The sequence below is a fragment of the Aquiflexum gelatinilyticum genome, assembly GCF_024741135.1.
GTDB classification, from domain to species: Bacteria; Bacteroidota; Bacteroidia; order Cytophagales; family Cyclobacteriaceae; genus Cognataquiflexum; species Cognataquiflexum gelatinilyticum.
This window is the reverse complement of the sequence record NZ_JANSUY010000014.1, coordinates 179,106-195,023: the sequence shown is the minus strand read 5'-3', so window position 1 is coordinate 195,023 and position 15,918 is coordinate 179,106. Positions and strand designations below refer to the sequence as shown.

Below are 15,918 nucleotides of genomic sequence, written 5' to 3'. Positions count from 1 at the left end.
ATGAATCTGTAAGACCAAATCCAACACTTATGAAATCCAGAACCCTGCCCCTCCTCCTTCTTGTCATAACTGTGATGTTTTCCTGTGCCAAAAAAGAAGAAGATACGCTTCCAATAAAAGTCGCGAAAGCATATGGCTTCGACAATTTTGACAAAATTAACTCGATAGCTTACCAATGGAATGTGCAGCCAAATCCCGAAACCCTACGGACAAGGAATTGGAAGTGGAATATCAAAGAAAGGACTGTGGAATTTGCTGACGCCGACACGAGTTATACCTACAGCCTTGACCTTCCAAAAGAGCAAATGCCGGAAGCTGATGGCGGCTTTATTAATGACAAATATTGGCTGATGTTCCCTTTTCAGTTGGTTTGGGACAAAGGGTATACCTTCACTGTAATAGAAAACACCAAAGCACCTATTTCCGGATTGCCTACGACACAGTTGACCATCGTATACAATGATGTCGATGGCTATACTCCGGGAGATGCCTATGACTTGTTTTTGGATGAAAACCACCTGATCAAAGAATGGGTTTTCAGAAGAGGGAATGGCTTGGAAGGACGACCGATAACCTGGGAAAATGAGCAGGAATTCAAGGGGGTCAAGTTTGCTACCGAACATAAAAATGATGCCGGGGTAAAGTTTATCTGGTTTTCAGATATCGTGGTGGAGTGATCTCCATTATTATTCTAAAAGATTTCTGAATCCTAAATCCCTTTGCTCACCGGGACGGAAGTCGGAAGACCGAAGTTCCAGGATCGCAGAATTCAGCACTTGACTTTGAGCTCCAAAAATTTTTATTTCCATAACTAGGAGATCAATAGATTAAATTTTCAATTTAGCCAAACATGAAAAAACTTTTATTCTTATCAATCTTCCTTGTCACCATCAATGCCTTTTCGCAAAACCTTACCAAAACGGAAAAGCAACTGATAGAAACAATTGACAAAAACTACAAAGAAACATTGGCGCTGTTGGAGGAGGTAGTGAATATCAATTCAGGGACTTTCAATATGCAAGGAGTTCGGGACGTAGGCAGGGTCTTCGAGAGGGAATTTGCAAAAATCGGATTTGAGACCCAATGGATTACTCTACCGGATTCGCTCAAAAGAGCCGGACATTTTGTAGCTACAAGAAAAGGAACCAAAGGAAAAAAGCTGTTCTTCATAGGTCACCTAGATACTGTTTTTGAAAAAGACATGCCCTTCTATCCCTTTACCATGGTCAATGACTCCACGGCCAAAGGGCAGGGCGTCAATGATATGAAAGGCGGAAATGTGATGGTCTTTGCGACTTTAAAAGCAATGGAGGAATTGGGATTGTTAAAAGACCGGACAATAACGGTATATTTTCCAGGAGATGAGGAAAATGCAGGCAGTCCATCATGGGTAAGTAGATTGGACTTTGTCGAAAGGGCCAAGCAACATGACTATGCCTTGGGGTACGAGACAGCTCAAGGATTCAATACGGCTACCATTGCAAGAAGAGGTGCAAGTGGATGGACGTTGAAAACTACGGGAAAACAGGTTCATTCCTCGGGTGTATTCAGGGAATCGGTGGGGTACGGCGCTATCTATGAGGCCGCGCGGGTCCTCAACCAATTCAGAGAAGAATTGGCAGGCGAGCAATACCTGACATTCAATCCCGGCCAAATCATCGGCGGCTCGGATATCAACTATGACGGAGATACGGGCGCCGGTTCTGCTCTTGGCAAAACAAACATTGTGGCAAGAGAGGCTTTTGTTACCGGTGACCTGAGGTTCCTCGGCGAACCACAAAAAGAAGCGGCACGTGAAAAGATGAAACAGATCGTATCCCAAAACCTGAATGGAACCACTGCCAGTATAGAGTTTGAAGACGGGATTCCCTCCATGCCGCCGACAGAAGGCAACATGGGGTTGGTCACCATCCTCAGTCAAGTCAGTGTGGATTTGGGATATGGTCAAGTCAAAGCCGGAGATCCGGGTTCGCGTGGCGCAGGTGACATTTCCTATGTCGCGGATTACCTGGATTGTATCGATGGACTTGGCGCATCCGGCACAGGTGCCCACTCCCCTGCCGAAACCATCAACATGAAGCAATATCCGGATTTGATTAAGAGGAGTACATTGTTTGTTTATCGGTTGTTGAATTTGTGATTTGTATTGGCACAACCGGATTTTACTTTGTGTTTTTGTGTCTTCGTGGGAAACAACTTTTTATATTTAACCCCATGAACAAACTTCTGACCCAAATCATCTTTTTTGCAACTTTGCTGTCAATCCTGATCGGTTGCAACTCGCCCCAGACCCAAACCCCTGAAGCCAATACCAAAATGGAAACTCCAAATAAAGTGATCGTTTATCAGGTTTTCACCAGGCTTTTTGGCAACACCAATACCACCAACAAACCTTGGGGAACTTTGGAAGAAAATGGCGTTGGAAAATTCAATGACTTCACGGACAAAGCGCTATCAGAAATAAAGTCTTTGGGAGTCACCCACATTTGGTACACAGGAGTGCCGCATCACGCTTTGATCAATGATTATACACAATATGGTATCTCCAATGACGATCCCGAAGTAGTCAAAGGGAGGGCAGGCTCGCCTTATGCCGTCAAGGACTACTATAATGTAAATCCTGACCTGGCAGAGAATCCGGAAACACGATTGGAGGAATTTGAAGCCTTGATCGCAAGAACGCATCACCAAGGCATGAAAGTCATTATAGACATCGTGCCCAACCATGTTGCCAGGAGATATGAGGGAAAAAGCAATCCCGAAGGAGTAAAGGATTTTGGCGCAGGTGACGACACTTCGGTTGAATACAAAACAAACAACAACTTCTATTATATCCCGGGCAAGGATTTTAAAGTTCCGGCACCATTGGACAATTACAAGCCTTTGGGAGGCGAAGCACATCCATTGGCTGACGGAAAGTTTGATGAATCACCTGCTAAATGGACAGGAAACGGTTCACGTGAAGCTCAGCCACATTTTCACGATTGGTATGAAACTGTCAAGGTCAATTACGGTATCAAACCGGATGGCAGCAAGGATTTCATGGAATTGCCGGCTGATTTTTCTCAGAAAGATTACAAAGCACATTTTGAATTTTGGCAAGGCAAGGAAGTGCCTGATTCTTGGGTCAAGTTTAAGGACATAGCCTTGTACTGGATCGAAAAAGGCGTGGATGGCTTCCGCTATGACATGGCAGAAATGGTTCCTGTGGAATTTTGGAGCTATATGAACTCTGCCATCAAGATGAACAATCCCGATGCTTTCCTTTTGGCAGAAATATACAATCCCAAGGAGTACCGGAATTATATCCATTTGGGGAAAATGGATTACCTCTACGACAAAGTAGAACTTTACGACACGCTCAAAAACATCATGCAGGGAAAGGGCTCCACGGACAACATCCTCCCGATCCAAAAGGGATTGGCAGATATTGACAAGCACATGCTACACTTTCTTGAAAATCATGACGAGCAACGCATCGCAAGTCTGGGATTTGCAGGCAATGCAGAAAAGGGAAAACCTGCCATGGTCGTGTCGGCTATGATCGGTTCATCGCCAACGATGATATATTTCGGACAGGAAGTCGGCGAACCCGGCGCTGAAAAAGCCGGATTTGGATCTCCGACGAGAACATCCATCTTTGATTATATCGGTGTTCCCCATCACCAAAGATGGATGAACGGAGGAAAATTTGACGGTGGACAATCATCTGAAGCTGAAAAATCATTGCGGGATTTTTATAGCCGTCTGCTCAACTTTACCCAAACTAGTCCTGCCCTGGCTGGGAAATTTGCAGACATCCATACCCATAACCGACAAAATACCGAATGGTATAATGACCGGGTTTTTTCATTTGTCAGATGGAATGAAAACCAAAAACTGGTCATCATTACCAATTTTGATGCATCCGAATCCTACGGATTTGACCTTGAGCTTCCATCCGAAATCATCAAAACCTTGGGTTTGAGTGAAGGCGAATACCCGCTGTCTGAAAAACTATATAGCGCTGTCAATCCTATTTTGAAAATCCGGGAAGGAAAGGGAAAAGTAAAGGTAGAATTGAAGCCTTTGGAGAGTTGGGTATTAGAAATCCAATAGATTTCCGATAACCAAGCCTGGTAATAGTGCTTTCCGTTTCCCAATAAACCCACCTATATTCTGATAAATTGATCTAGATATACGGAAAATGGCAGATACCCTACACATTGCCTTCATCGTTCACGGAAAAATTAAAGCCAAATCCCGATTATTGGCGAAGCTCTCAGAGCATTTTCAATCTATTGGAACCTTGACATTCTTCACAACGAAACCGGATATGTGTGGGTTAAAATGCTCTTCGGAAGCTCTTGGGAAAGGCGCAACTATCTTAATTGCTGTGGGAGGTGACGGCACTGTCAATGAAGTAGCAAATGCCATTTTAACCAATCCAAAAGCTTCAGAGCTAAAAATGGGTATTCTTCCATTTGGAAAAGGAAATGACTTCTGTAGAAGTTTAGGAATAACCAAAGACTTGGCCGCCCTCCGAAAAAATATTCTTTTCGCCAAATCAAGACTGATTGATGTTGCAGAGTTGGAGTTTACCGGAAAAGAGGAAACGCCATCTAAAAGGTATTTTGTTAATATTGCCGATGTAGGGTTAGGTGGATTTGCCACGCAGATGCTTCGAACAGGAAAGTCCATTTGGGGCTCCAGTATGACTTATTTCTTTGTCATTTTACGCTCCTTTTTGTTTTACAAACCAGTCAAGGTCAAATTCTCTTCTGAAAATTTTGAATTTGAAAGCCCGGCAATGAGTATCTGCATGGCAAATGGAAAATACTTTGCTAGTGGTTTAGGAATTGCGCCGGAAGCCAAAGTTGATGATGGATTATTAGATTGGGTTTTTCTCCTCAAAATCTCAGTTTGGGATTACTTGAAAAAACTTCCACAACTAAAAAAAGGGAGGAAAATCCAACATCCCCAAGTATCCTATGGTCAAGGGACGCAATGCAAAATCACCGGTGAACATCCAATACCTATAGATATGGATGGGGAGTTTGTTGGCTTTACACCATTGACATGCCGAATTATGCCCTCCGCTTTAACCATTTTGGCATAAAAAAAAGGAACCGATTTCTCGGTTCCTCTATTTTTTTGAAAATCTAATTTTATACGTAGTTGTTTAACATCACCGGCATCACCAGCATCAGGATATCTTCGTTGTCTGACTTGTCAGATGGCACGATCAATCCGGCCCTGTTTGGTGCTGAAAACTTCAAGGTCACTTCTTTGGAAGAAAGATTGTTCAGCATTTCCACCAAGAATTTTGCATTGAATCCGATCTCAATATCTTCACCGTCATGGTCACATGACAATCTTTCATTTGCTTCGTTGGAGAAATCAAGGTCTTCAGCAGAGATCTGCAATTCACTTCCTGTCAATTTTAACCTTACCTGATGGGTAGTCTTATTGGCATAGATGGCGATCCTTCTCAATGAACCCAAAAACTCCAATCTGTCGATAGTCATGTGGTTTGGATTGTCCACAGGGATGACATTTTCATAATCCGGGAATCTCTCGTCAATCAACCTACAGATCATTTTGATGCTGTTGAACTTGAAGTAAGCGTTGGAATTGTTGAACTCAACTGCTACCGGAACATTTTCGGAAGGTAGCGTTGATTTCAAAAGGTTGAGTGCTTTTCTCGGGATAATGATACTTGCACCATCAGCTGCTGCCACATCTACCCTTCGGTATCTTACCAATCGGTGTCCGTCAGTAGCAACAAAAGTAGTGTTTGTGCTGCTGAGATTGATATAAACCCCGGTCATGGCAGGTCTCAACTCATCGTTGCTGGTTGCGAAAATCGTATTGGAGATCGCAGAGCTCAATATTTCAGTAGACATGTCCACTGAGGTTGGGTTAGTCACCGTTGGGATTTTTGGGAAATCCGTTGCATTTTCCCCTGCCAGCTTGTAGCGTCCATTGTCAGAACTGATTTCGATGCTGTAAGTATCTTGGTCAATGCTGAAAGTGACAGGCTGTTCAGGAAGGTTTTTAAGTGTTTCGATCAAAATCTTTGCAGGAACAGCAATGTTTCCGTCCTCCCTTGCCTCGACATCTATCTCTGTAATCATGGAAGTCTGCAAATCAGACGCTGTGATGGTCAATTTCCCTGCTTTGATTTCAAAAAGGAAATTTTCCAAAATCGGAACTACCGGATTGGTAGTTACTACGCCGTTGATTGCTGAAAGCTGTTTTAAGAGTGCATTAGAAGAAACAATAAATTTCATATGGGAGGGTCTTTATTTTCGTTTTTTATTGAACATGGTAAATTTATAAATAAAATTATAAAAGCTGCCCTTGACTTACACTTTAGAGTAAAAAAATCAGAGGCTTGAAGGATATTTTACCAAATGTTTTTTGAATTTCAACTTCTTTTGGAAAATGTCCGCTTTTTGACGCTGATCCAAACCATCCCCAAGATCGAGAATAAAACCACAGGTACAAGAATGTTGATTACCTGCCATTTTGATTTCTCGTTTTGCACCTTGATTTTGTTGAGAGGGCGGATCTGAAACTGTTTGGTCCTGGTGGCAATAATACCCTCAGGTTCTACAAGATAACTGATCGCATTCAATAGAAGCTGACGGTTGGCATACTGCACATTGCTAAATGGATCTTGTCCCAAAGGCAGAGGATTTCCATCTGTGGGAGTGAGATCGCTTTGGAAAAGACTGCCCGTTCCGGCAACAATGACTTTCCCTTGAGATCCAGATTCCTTGAAACCCGTTTTGTCGGCAGCATCAGGTAGAAACCTATTTTTGAAAAATGAAGTAAAATTTCCTTCCAGTAAGTATAGCAAAGGAAGATTCTTCAATCCAAATTCATTGAGGTCAGGCTCATTTTCCATATCTACAAAAGCCAATCTTACCGGTGCAGGGGATTTTTTGGAAAAATCCGAACTGAAAATCAAAGGGGTTTTTTTAACGCCATCTGCCTTTACCGTATCCAAAGAACTTGAAAACTTAAACATCACCTGATCCAATCCTTTGGTGATGGGGTGTGGAGCCATCTTCCCTGCCAAAACAAAAAACGGCCAAGCCAATGGCACCAACTGTTGCTGATCTCCAAAATTACCTGCCATGACAGGATAGCGACCAAAATTCATGTCCTGAATCAAATCTTTGTTGACCCTGACGCCATACCTGAAGAGCAACTGGTCCAGACCATTTTCAAAAGGCATGGCCACCGTACCTTCTCCGCCAGCCTGCGCCATGTCATAAGCCAAGGCATCAATCAGAAAAATGATGTTTCCCCCATTCATGAGGTATTGGTCGAGGAGATAAATTTCCGTTTCTGTGTATTTTTCCTTTGGCCCCGAAACGATCATTATTTTGAAAGGGTCAAGATCTGAAGGTTTTTTTGCCTGCTCCAAGGGTACTTTGTACACCTCATAATTATCTGCCAACGCCTCCACTATACCAAAACCTTCATCCGCTGCCAACTCCCCCTGACCCATGGCAAGTCCGATTTCAAAAGCCTGTTTGCTGATCAGTTTTCGGATTCCGTTGATCAATTCAAATTCAAGATTTTCCACAGATTGGTTGAGCACCTGATCAGGTCCCATTCCCATTTCTCCGCGGAGAAGCAGCGAACCTGTCTCAAATTCAGCATTGCGAATGATGACCCCGGGAAAAATGAGTTTGGATTTTTGTCCCCCGTCTTCATTGACATACAGGTTGGTAGGATTGATGCCGTATTCTGACAATCCTACGATATAGTCTTCTTGTTCCTCTTTTGGCAAAGCCAAGGGATCCTGATAATAAAAAGTAATTTTTTCGCTGCTGTAAGCATTGAATGTTCTGATCGTCTCCTCGATTGAGCGCTGAAGCCTCCTCATGCCGCCGGGGAGATTACCGGTAAGTAATATTTCCACTTCCAAAGGTTCTTCCAAAGATTCCAAAACCTCGACGGTCGCAGGATGGAGGGAATACCTTTTGTCCGAAGTCAAGTCAATTCGATAAGGAACCAATGTCGCCAAAACCCAAATCAAAACCAGAATACCGGCAATGATTCCAAGATTTTTGATAAGCGATATGTTGGCGGATTTCTTCATTTTCTACGGATTAAAATTCCCGTCAAACCCAACATCAATACAATCACGGAAAGAAAATAAGCAATATTCTGTGCGTCAATCACCCCCCGACTCATACTTTGGTAATGATAACTCAGGCTGATTTCTTCCAAAAACAAAGCAAACGGACTCATCACCTGAAGCTGAACCAAGGCCGTCAGCCCAAAATAAAGCAGGAATGAAATAAAAACTCCCAGAATAAATGCCACGATCTGATGGGAAGTCAGGGCCGATCCCAATATCCCGATAGATGCAAAAACCGCCCCTATAAACACCAATCCGATCCATGAACCAAAGAAACCTGCATGGTCAATATTTCCCACAGGATCACCCAACTGAACGACACTGTAGTAGTAAACCAAGGTGGGAAGCAAAGCCACCACGATCAAAGTCAGGGCAGCAGCATATTTGGCAACAATGATTTTGGGAATGGAAAGCGGGGAAGTCATGAGGATTTCCCATGTTCCGGACTTCCTTTCCTCGGCAATCATCTTCATGGTAATGGCCGGAACAAGGAATGTGAAAACATAAGGAGTGTACACGAATAAGGGCTCCAAGTCTGCAAAACCATATTCCAACACGGAAGTGTCAGGAAATACCCAAACGATCAAACCCAACGAAACCAAAAAGACCCCAAGGATCAGGTAACCGCTCAGGTTACTGAAAAATCCGTTGACTTCCTTCCAATACAGTGCGCGCATCGGCTTAGCTTTGGGTGATTTGGTGAAAAATAGATTCGAGGTTCTTTTCCTTTAGCTGAATGCTGACGAGTGTCAGATTCCTTTCCTGAAGGATTTGAAGTAATTCTTTTCTTGCAACAGCGGCATCTTTCACCTGAAGCTGAATGGCTTTATTGGAGTTGATAAAAGTGATTTCGCCTATGGGCGCAAACCATTCCAACAAAAGGGTTTCCTCTGTTTCCAATATCAAAACTGATTTGCCTGCTTCGGATTTTAGGTTTTTCAAAAGGTCCGAAGCAACGATTTTCCCTTTGGATATGATGACCACTTTGTCACAGATGGCTTCCACTTCCTGCATGATGTGGGTACTGAGGATCAACGTTTTGTTTGCGCTGATATTTTTGATCAGTTTCCTTATCTCAACAAGTTGGTTGGGATCGAGGCCTGTGGTGGGTTCATCGAGAATAATCACTTCCGGATCATGGATCAGGGCTTTTGCCAAGCCAACCCGCTGTCTGTATCCTTTGGAAAGTTGGGAGATTTTCTTGTGGGCTTCGACTTCCAGTCCGCAAAGCGGAATCAGTTCTTCAATCCTGTTTTTCAGGATATTTCCCTTTAGGCCGTATAGTCCCCCGATAAAATCCAAAAACTCCCGAATGTACATGTCATGGTAAAGTGGATTGTGTTCGGGCAGATAACCGACCAAGCGGCTGACTTCTTTGGGATTCTGAAGGACGGAGAGTCCATTGACAAGGACATCGCCCTGATCGGGCAAAATAAATCCGGTGGCAATTTTCATGGTGGTGGATTTGCCGGCGCCGTTAGGACCCAAAAAACCCAGAACCTCTCCCTTTTCTGCCACAAAAGATACCTCATCCAGCGCCTTTTGGGAACCGTAGGTTTTTGTCAGCCTGTTTACTTCTAATGACATGTGTGGGATTTGGGTGGCTAAATTAATGACTTGTCATGGCTTAATCAAAGTCTATAAACCAAAAAAGGCTTCTAAGAAGCCCCGATGAAAGTGAAATAACCAAAGGTTATTCATCTTTATTGATATTAAACCTTACAGCTGCCAATATAGAAGGCTTTGCGGTAAAATCAAAATTTGGGATTGGTTAATGGGTTAATGGGATAAAAAGTTGGAAGGTTGAAAAGTTATAAGGTTGGGTGAAAGGGTTATTTGGTAATTTGGTTAAAGGTTAATAAGGTCGACAGTCCACGAACTACAGACCACTCCTTCCAGGAGGAGGGAAACCCCGAATTATTGATTCCACTATTTGAAAATATTTATTTTTCAATGAAGCGATGGATTCAAAAACAATATCCTAATATCTTAATATCCCAATATCAAATTCTAGAAAACATAACCTCTTACTTAGGAGATTTAATCCTCAAAATTCACATTAATAAAGCTGGCAATGCCAAACCGGAATCCTCCTCTTTGGTAATTGCTGTTTTCGAAGCCGGCACCCATTTCTACCCTGAAGATCCTGAAGAGATTATCTAAAGAGTAACCGACTTCCCAATAATGGGGGGAATTCTGGGTTTTGAGGTAATTGAAAAATATATTTTCTCTCACACCTGAAAACCGCAACATCGGTAACTGGGTCAGCAAAAACTTCCTGAACTGGTAATGTACAATCCCGCTGACATACTGGGTCTGGGTGCTATATTGGTAGTAATCCAAAAACCTGTAATTGGCCGCCACTCCCATATTGGCAAAGATGGTTCTGTTACCGCCAAAATGTTTGAAATCCATGAAATACACTCGGTCATTGTTTAAGAATGCCCCAGCATTGACATTGAAATCCAATTTGCCGCTCACCCCAAAATTGAAGAAATGCTCAATACTTGCCTCCACAAAATCAAATTTGGAAGCCATAGGATTGTTGAAAACTCCCGGAATTGCTTTGGTATACCGGAAATTGACTAAAGGGGCAGATTCGTACAATGGGTTTTTTCTGCCATTTCTGACATAGTATTTCAATCCAGGACGCCATTCAAGGTTATTGGTCCAGATCAAGGCGTGATGGTTTTCAAATGCTATGGGATCTGCTTCGATATTGACAGGACGGTTTGGCGTATATTCCCGTTCAGCCCGCTTCCAAAGGCTGACATCAGAATTATTGAACAATTCCCTTCGGTAAGCATAAGTTACATTGGTGCGGAAAGTGACGGCATCTGTAAACCTATGGCTATAATATCCTTTCAGAAATGATTGCTCGTAAAGCTTCATGTAATTTTGCCTGAAAAGCAGAGAATAAGCCATGTTGACTTGCTCGGAAATGGGGTTATCACCATTGAACTGGAAGATATATTGTCCTCCCGTCAACCCAACCGTATATCCCGGCCTGCCTTTGTTGACCGACCTACGGATATCAAGCGTTCCATAGAGTTGGTCGCTGGAAAAACCATATCGTACTTCAGGTCTGAAATTCCACGTCCGGCGATGCATCGTCACTGAATCTGCCATTTTGGTACTTTTTTCAATCCTATAAAAGCCCGAAAGTCCGAATTTGAAACCTTCCACCGTGTTGAAGGAGATTTTTGTCAGGTTGGTGTGAAAACCTGCCGACCTGCCTTTGCCGAAGGAATAGGATCCTCCCGTCAGGATTTCTCCAGGCTTGAATCCTCGTCTAGCCTTTTTGGCAACGCTGTCCACCTCACTGACTTTGGCGGCTTCAACCACTGCCAAGCTATCATCCCTTTGGTAGCCCCGGATTTCTTTTTCAGTCAACTTCACCGGACGGATACTGTCCCAATAGCTCAAATCTCTTTTTTTTGCCAAAGAATCGATGGTATAATTCCTGTTTGAAACTACCTCCGCTTCTTTGCTTTGTTTTAATTCTTCTTTTTCATATTCATTGACAAGCTTCCTGAAATCTTTTCGTGTCATTTTATCCGCTTGGGCCATTTGCTCCAAACTTGACACGCTTTTTTTGAAAGCAGTGACATCCTTTGGTACTTCTGTGACTTTCTCGTCAATGATTTCTGTCTCGGCAATCATGTCAGGGTTGAGTGTCACTTTGTAGTCGCGGGTGGAAGCTAGGTATTTGTATTCCCCTGCAAAACCAAAAAACTTCCCTCCAAAAGTATAGGTATGGGTCGAAGGCATCCAGACATTCTCGGCAACAGGCTGGTAAATCTGCTTGACTCCAATAGAAAACCCAAGCAAAGATGTCGTCAGATCCAGGGAGTGAATAGCCCAAAGGTCTTCAATAATATAGATGTACCCTTCAAAAACCCTCTCCCCTCTTGACCTTGGCGTCACTTTGATCCTATTGATCATGACGCCGTTTTCTACAAAAGAACCTTCATATTTGAATTGGTAGTAGGCAAAGGCAGATGGTGCAAGGGGAGTTACTGCCTCATTGATTTTGGCATTGTAAAAGCTTGTAGCAATGTATGGTGCGGGGGAAGTGGAATTGTTTTCTCCGTTGGTGCGGATGCTGATAACTTTCTCCTCCACTGTATTGGGTTGCTTGAAGGTGATCTGCGAAACGGACTCTGTGGTGTAGGCCTCATTAAGTTTGACGCCTTCTTTTTCCATTTCTTTTTTCATGAAAAATGGAACATCTGTCAATTGGCCTGTACCTTTGAGGTAAACCATCATACTGTATTCCTGAACCTGAAGCCTGTGAAATTTAGCTTTTGAGATAGCTTTCCGCATAATAGTCAAAGCCGGATCTTCCTGCTTGGTCTTGACTGTGACTTCCTGTAAAGCATAGACCTGCTCATCCAATTCGAAATTCAATTCCACCCAATCCTCCAAAACGACTACTGTTTTGACTTCAGAGGCAAAGCCCAAGTATTGGGCTAGTACATCATAAACCCCTTTTTTGAGGCGGAATTCATATTCCCCATTTTGGTTGGTCGGAACGCCGTCTCCTAGGTTCCGGACGTAGATGGAAGCAAACGGAAGCACTTCCCCGGATTTTGAAGTGACTTTCCCTCTGATCCCTTGGGCATTGCCCTCGATTATAAAAGCGAGGAGGAAAAAACACAAAAAGATTGGTTTTAAAAATCGTTTGGTAAGGCTCATGGTTGTGGTAGTCAATGGTGTTGGAAAAATAATATTTAATGTTCTAACGAGCCAATTTTATTGTGGTTGTTGACAAAAATTAACGATAGATAAAGGTATTTAAGGATAATTGAGAAACCGATAAAAGTTAAATAAATACCAAATAGGTAGGATCAGTAATCAATTGACCGGAATTTCAAACACCCGGTAAAATGGCAAGCCATCACTGCTGATGCCTTCAATTTTCAGCAGCATATTTTTGGTAGACTTGGGGATATTGACCGAAAAATTAAATGTTTCATTCTCCGAATCTGTTTGGGCTGCGGGATTCCAATAAATTGTAGGCCGGGATTCGGGAATATCGGAACCAACTTTTTGAACAGGGAATTCTTTGACAGGAGTATATCCTCTCATTTTAAAAATTTGAAATTCATCGCTGTTGAAAACCCTGTCGGCATTTTCTTGATTCCGACTTCCCTTTTTTGTTTTGACCATAATGACTCCTGCAAATCCTGCCATTCCAAATTGTGCCGCATTAAATGTATAGACCTCGACAGATTCAACTTCTGCTGCTATAAAAGTCCTCAAAACATCATTGGTCGTCTCACCTGCATCGGTAAAATACCTGTTGCCATCAATGATCAGAAGCGGTTCTCCTGCATTGAGACCCCAATTGTAATTGCCCATTCCTCCACCGGGCATGTTCATGGATACAATGCCATCCAAAGTAAGTTGAGGGAATCTGTCCAAAAACTCAGATCCTATACTCCGGTCTCCGGGTCCATATCCATAGTTTTTGTCCTCCAAGGTTTCCTTTTTCTGATCTTCCAAAACAAATTCCTCCAACTCAAAGTAATCTCCATCCAAAATATCAAGTTGCCCCATTTTGGATTTTGACCGAGTTTCCAATTGAAGCTTAGGCAAATCCGCACTCACCGACGGCCTTATTTTTTCAGAGATCGACACCTCTCCAAATGACTTTCGGTTAATGTTCAAAGCAGCAATAGCAACTTCTGCCGAATCAGTAAATGAAAGTCCTGTTGCCCAGAAATATCCGGTTGAATCAGATTTTATAATCCCAAAATCTTCCATCTCTCCCAAAACAACAGTCAGTGGCACTGCGAGCGGTTTGTTTTTTTTGTCCGAAAAGTAGCCTTCCAGTGAAATCCCAAATTCTATATTGTGTTTTTCCTCCGGAAAATCATACTCTGCGAGTTCAGTTCCTATCCAGTCTATTGCTGTTTCAATGGTATGTTGCTCTCCGATGAAAGTGGCCAAATCCGCATCAATCAGTGAAATACTGAAATTGCCTTCTAATAAAGTACTGTCGGAATCCAAGATGGAAAGACCTATTGAAGCCTTGTTGGAAAGTTCTTCTCTTGTAATTTCAGTATCCAATTTCAGGTAAATATCCTCAAGACTTTGATCATAGGTCAGAATTCCCTCTGATGTCAATACTTCCCTATCCTCACTAATGAGAGGCAGCGGTTTATAAAAGAAATCCGTCTCTGGAAAATTTCTCATCCAATTGGTATATGCCCTTATGGTATAATTTCCTGGTGTGATTCCCGCAGGCAGCTGAAGTTGTCCTTTTGCTAATCCCATTGCAATCGGGAAACTTTCTATCAATACCGACTCTTTATTGTCATTAAGAAGCTCAACATACAAAACCCTGCTAAGCGAATCTTGAAAAATTGAGTTTTGATAAATCATTCTAGAAGAAAACCAGACTGTTTCTCCCGGTGAATAGTAGGGTTTGTTAAATGTCAGATAGGGTTTTTCACGGAGGTTGTTCCATTTATCTCGGTCTATCTGACTGCTGTCCACCTCAGCCAACAACTTCAAGTCTTCCAGATCCGGTCTGAAATCATGAGGCAAAGACCTTGCAACACGCTCCCTTGCTACATATCCAGAAAGAATCAACTCCCTTGGATCCATCAAGACACCATTGGCATCCACTTCAAATCTACAGTTAGGCGCATTGATCCAAGAGATGGGATGAGATCTATTTGTGTAATAAGTGCTAGGCCAGTATTTTTTGGTAAAATGCACTTCTACATTTCCCGGCCATTCCATTATGAAATTTCCATTTGGCAAAATTGCAGTTACCAAGGAATCCAAAGGAAGTGGCAAAAGTGAACTGCCTATCTCCTGATCAAAATCATTGGTCCGCTGTGTCGATGCAATATTTTGCACTATAAATGCTTCAAAACCTTGACTATCGGCTTCATTGCGTACCAACGAATACAAAAGGTGTCTCATTGACCCAAAAAAAGCCGAATTCCGGCTTTCATTCCAATTCTGTTCATCTGCATTTGGCGGAGTTTCTATTTCCCCAAAATTGACAAGACCATAATATTGGAAGCCATTCTTTGTCTGAAGGTATTCCTGAAGGTGATAGTCAATCTCATAGCCAAGTGCTCTGTTTGCCACTGTGATGGGTTCCGAAGAACTTGCAGCAAGATATCTGCCCAATCCCTCTGCTTTTCCTTCCTCAAAGTCGATGACCCAAGGATTGAGTATTTCATTCTTTTTGAAAAAAGGGTCATCCGGTACAGCGAGAAAAACCCGCTCAAATTTGCGCAGATTCCTTTCCCAAGCTTTGTCCCTTTTGGCAGAAAGAGAGACTTCGTCAAGTTGGTCCTCTTTTGGAGTCAGTTCAAAATTGACAGTAACCTGATTTCTCCCGCCAAAAGCAACCTTCCTGTACTTTGTAAAATACCCTATGAAAGAAGCCACAACTTCGGGATTTTGGGGCAGGGAACCACTGATTTTAAAATTCCCGTCGATATCAGTGGTGCTTCCCAAAGTGGTATTGTTGATAAAAACATTGGCAAAAGGAAGGGCTTCACCGGTCTTTTCATCCACTACCTTGCCTGATATTACCTGCGCTTCCAAAAAACCATAAACTATCATACCCAAGATAAGAAGGGTCAATTTTGCTAGCTTATTTGGAAAAGCAAATTTCATAATCATTCAAGATGGAGTTTTGGAGACTCAAAGGAAGAGTTTGAAAGATAAAAAAATCCATAATATCTCCACCCGAATAATTTAATTTAGAAGGGAACTTTAGAAAATAGACCAATATTTTTATTGAAATC

Annotated in this window: 10 protein-coding genes; 4 read left to right on the top strand and 6 right to left on the bottom strand. The window is 42.5% G+C overall.

Translation table 11 applies throughout. The features are described from left to right. The first annotated feature begins 29 nt into the window (after nucleotides 1–29). From NU887_RS15615 to NU887_RS15600, 4 genes are all read left to right on the top strand, one after another. Entirely contained in the window at nucleotides 30–677 is a 648-nt protein-coding gene (locus tag NU887_RS15615) for a hypothetical protein (protein ID WP_258424306.1), read from the top strand. 173 nt (nucleotides 678–850) lie between these two features. Then, the gene (locus tag NU887_RS15610) at nucleotides 851–2,140 is read left to right on the top strand and encodes a M20/M25/M40 family metallo-hydrolase (RefSeq protein ID WP_258424305.1); all 1,290 of its coding nucleotides are present in this window, start codon (nucleotides 851–853) and stop codon (nucleotides 2,138–2,140) included. A 74-nt stretch (nucleotides 2,141–2,214) separates the two neighbouring features. Next, on the top strand, nucleotides 2,215–4,098 hold the full coding sequence (locus NU887_RS15605; RefSeq protein ID WP_338081014.1) for an alpha-amylase family glycosyl hydrolase: 1,884 nt from the start codon (nucleotides 2,215–2,217) through the stop codon (nucleotides 4,096–4,098). An 88-nt stretch (nucleotides 4,099–4,186) separates the two neighbouring features. Then, complete coding sequence (locus NU887_RS15600) at nucleotides 4,187–5,098, top strand: diacylglycerol/lipid kinase family protein (RefSeq protein WP_258424304.1); 912 nt, start codon at nucleotides 4,187–4,189, stop codon at nucleotides 5,096–5,098. Nucleotides 5,099–5,147: 49 nt separating this feature from the next. Here NU887_RS15600 and dnaN read toward each other — a convergent pair whose 3' ends face one another. The 6 genes from dnaN to NU887_RS15570 form a co-directional block, all read right to left on the bottom strand. After that, complete coding sequence (gene dnaN / locus NU887_RS15595) at nucleotides 5,148–6,272, bottom strand: DNA polymerase III subunit beta (protein WP_113925147.1); 1,125 nt, start codon at nucleotides 6,270–6,272, stop codon at nucleotides 5,148–5,150. A 137-nt stretch (nucleotides 6,273–6,409) separates the two neighbouring features. Continuing rightward, nucleotides 6,410–8,098, bottom strand: a complete 1,689-nt coding sequence (gene gldG, locus NU887_RS15590; protein WP_258424303.1) for a gliding motility-associated ABC transporter substrate-binding protein GldG — start codon at nucleotides 8,096–8,098, stop codon at nucleotides 6,410–6,412. Continuing rightward, nucleotides 8,095–8,817, bottom strand: a complete 723-nt coding sequence (gene gldF / locus NU887_RS15585; RefSeq protein WP_258424302.1) for a gliding motility-associated ABC transporter permease subunit GldF — start codon at nucleotides 8,815–8,817, stop codon at nucleotides 8,095–8,097. The genes gldG and gldF overlap by 4 nt, the downstream gene beginning before the upstream one ends. Before the next feature lie 4 nt (nucleotides 8,818–8,821). Continuing rightward, nucleotides 8,822–9,727 (bottom strand): gliding motility-associated ABC transporter ATP-binding subunit GldA, encoded by a 906-nt coding sequence (gene gldA / locus NU887_RS15580; RefSeq protein ID WP_258424301.1) that lies wholly within the window; start codon nucleotides 9,725–9,727, stop codon nucleotides 8,822–8,824. Between the two features lie 453 nt (nucleotides 9,728–10,180). Continuing rightward, the gene (locus NU887_RS15575) at nucleotides 10,181–12,838 is read right to left on the bottom strand and encodes a DUF5686 and carboxypeptidase regulatory-like domain-containing protein (protein ID WP_258424300.1); all 2,658 of its coding nucleotides are present in this window, start codon (nucleotides 12,836–12,838) and stop codon (nucleotides 10,181–10,183) included. 159 nt (nucleotides 12,839–12,997) lie between these two features. Beyond that, on the bottom strand, nucleotides 12,998–15,793 hold the full coding sequence (locus NU887_RS15570) for a carboxypeptidase-like regulatory domain-containing protein (protein WP_258424299.1): 2,796 nt from the start codon (nucleotides 15,791–15,793) through the stop codon (nucleotides 12,998–13,000). Nucleotides 15,794–15,918: the final 125 nt, after the last annotated feature.

What these genes read in the sequence shown, in the direction of transcription:
- NU887_RS15615 (WP_258424306.1), top strand. Translation starts at nt 30, where the DNA reads ATGAAATCCAGAACCCTGCCCCTCCTCCTTCTTGTCATAACTGTGATG.
- NU887_RS15610 (WP_258424305.1), top strand. Translation starts at nt 851, where the DNA reads ATGAAAAAACTTTTATTCTTATCAATCTTCCTTGTCACCATCAATGCC.
- NU887_RS15605 (WP_338081014.1), top strand. Translation starts at nt 2,215, where the DNA reads ATGAACAAACTTCTGACCCAAATCATCTTTTTTGCAACTTTGCTGTCA.
- NU887_RS15600 (WP_258424304.1), top strand. Translation starts at nt 4,187, where the DNA reads ATGGCAGATACCCTACACATTGCCTTCATCGTTCACGGAAAAATTAAA.
- dnaN (WP_113925147.1), bottom strand. Translation starts at nt 6,272, where the DNA reads ATGAAATTTATTGTTTCTTCTAATGCACTCTTAAAACAGCTTTCAGCA.
- gldG (WP_258424303.1), bottom strand. Translation starts at nt 8,098, where the DNA reads ATGAAGAAATCCGCCAACATATCGCTTATCAAAAATCTTGGAATCATT.
- gldF (WP_258424302.1), bottom strand. Translation starts at nt 8,817, where the DNA reads ATGCGCGCACTGTATTGGAAGGAAGTCAACGGATTTTTCAGTAACCTG.
- gldA (WP_258424301.1), bottom strand. Translation starts at nt 9,727, where the DNA reads ATGTCATTAGAAGTAAACAGGCTGACAAAAACCTACGGTTCCCAAAAG.
- NU887_RS15575 (WP_258424300.1), bottom strand. Translation starts at nt 12,838, where the DNA reads ATGAGCCTTACCAAACGATTTTTAAAACCAATCTTTTTGTGTTTTTTC.
- NU887_RS15570 (WP_258424299.1), bottom strand. Translation starts at nt 15,793, where the DNA reads ATGATTATGAAATTTGCTTTTCCAAATAAGCTAGCAAAATTGACCCTT.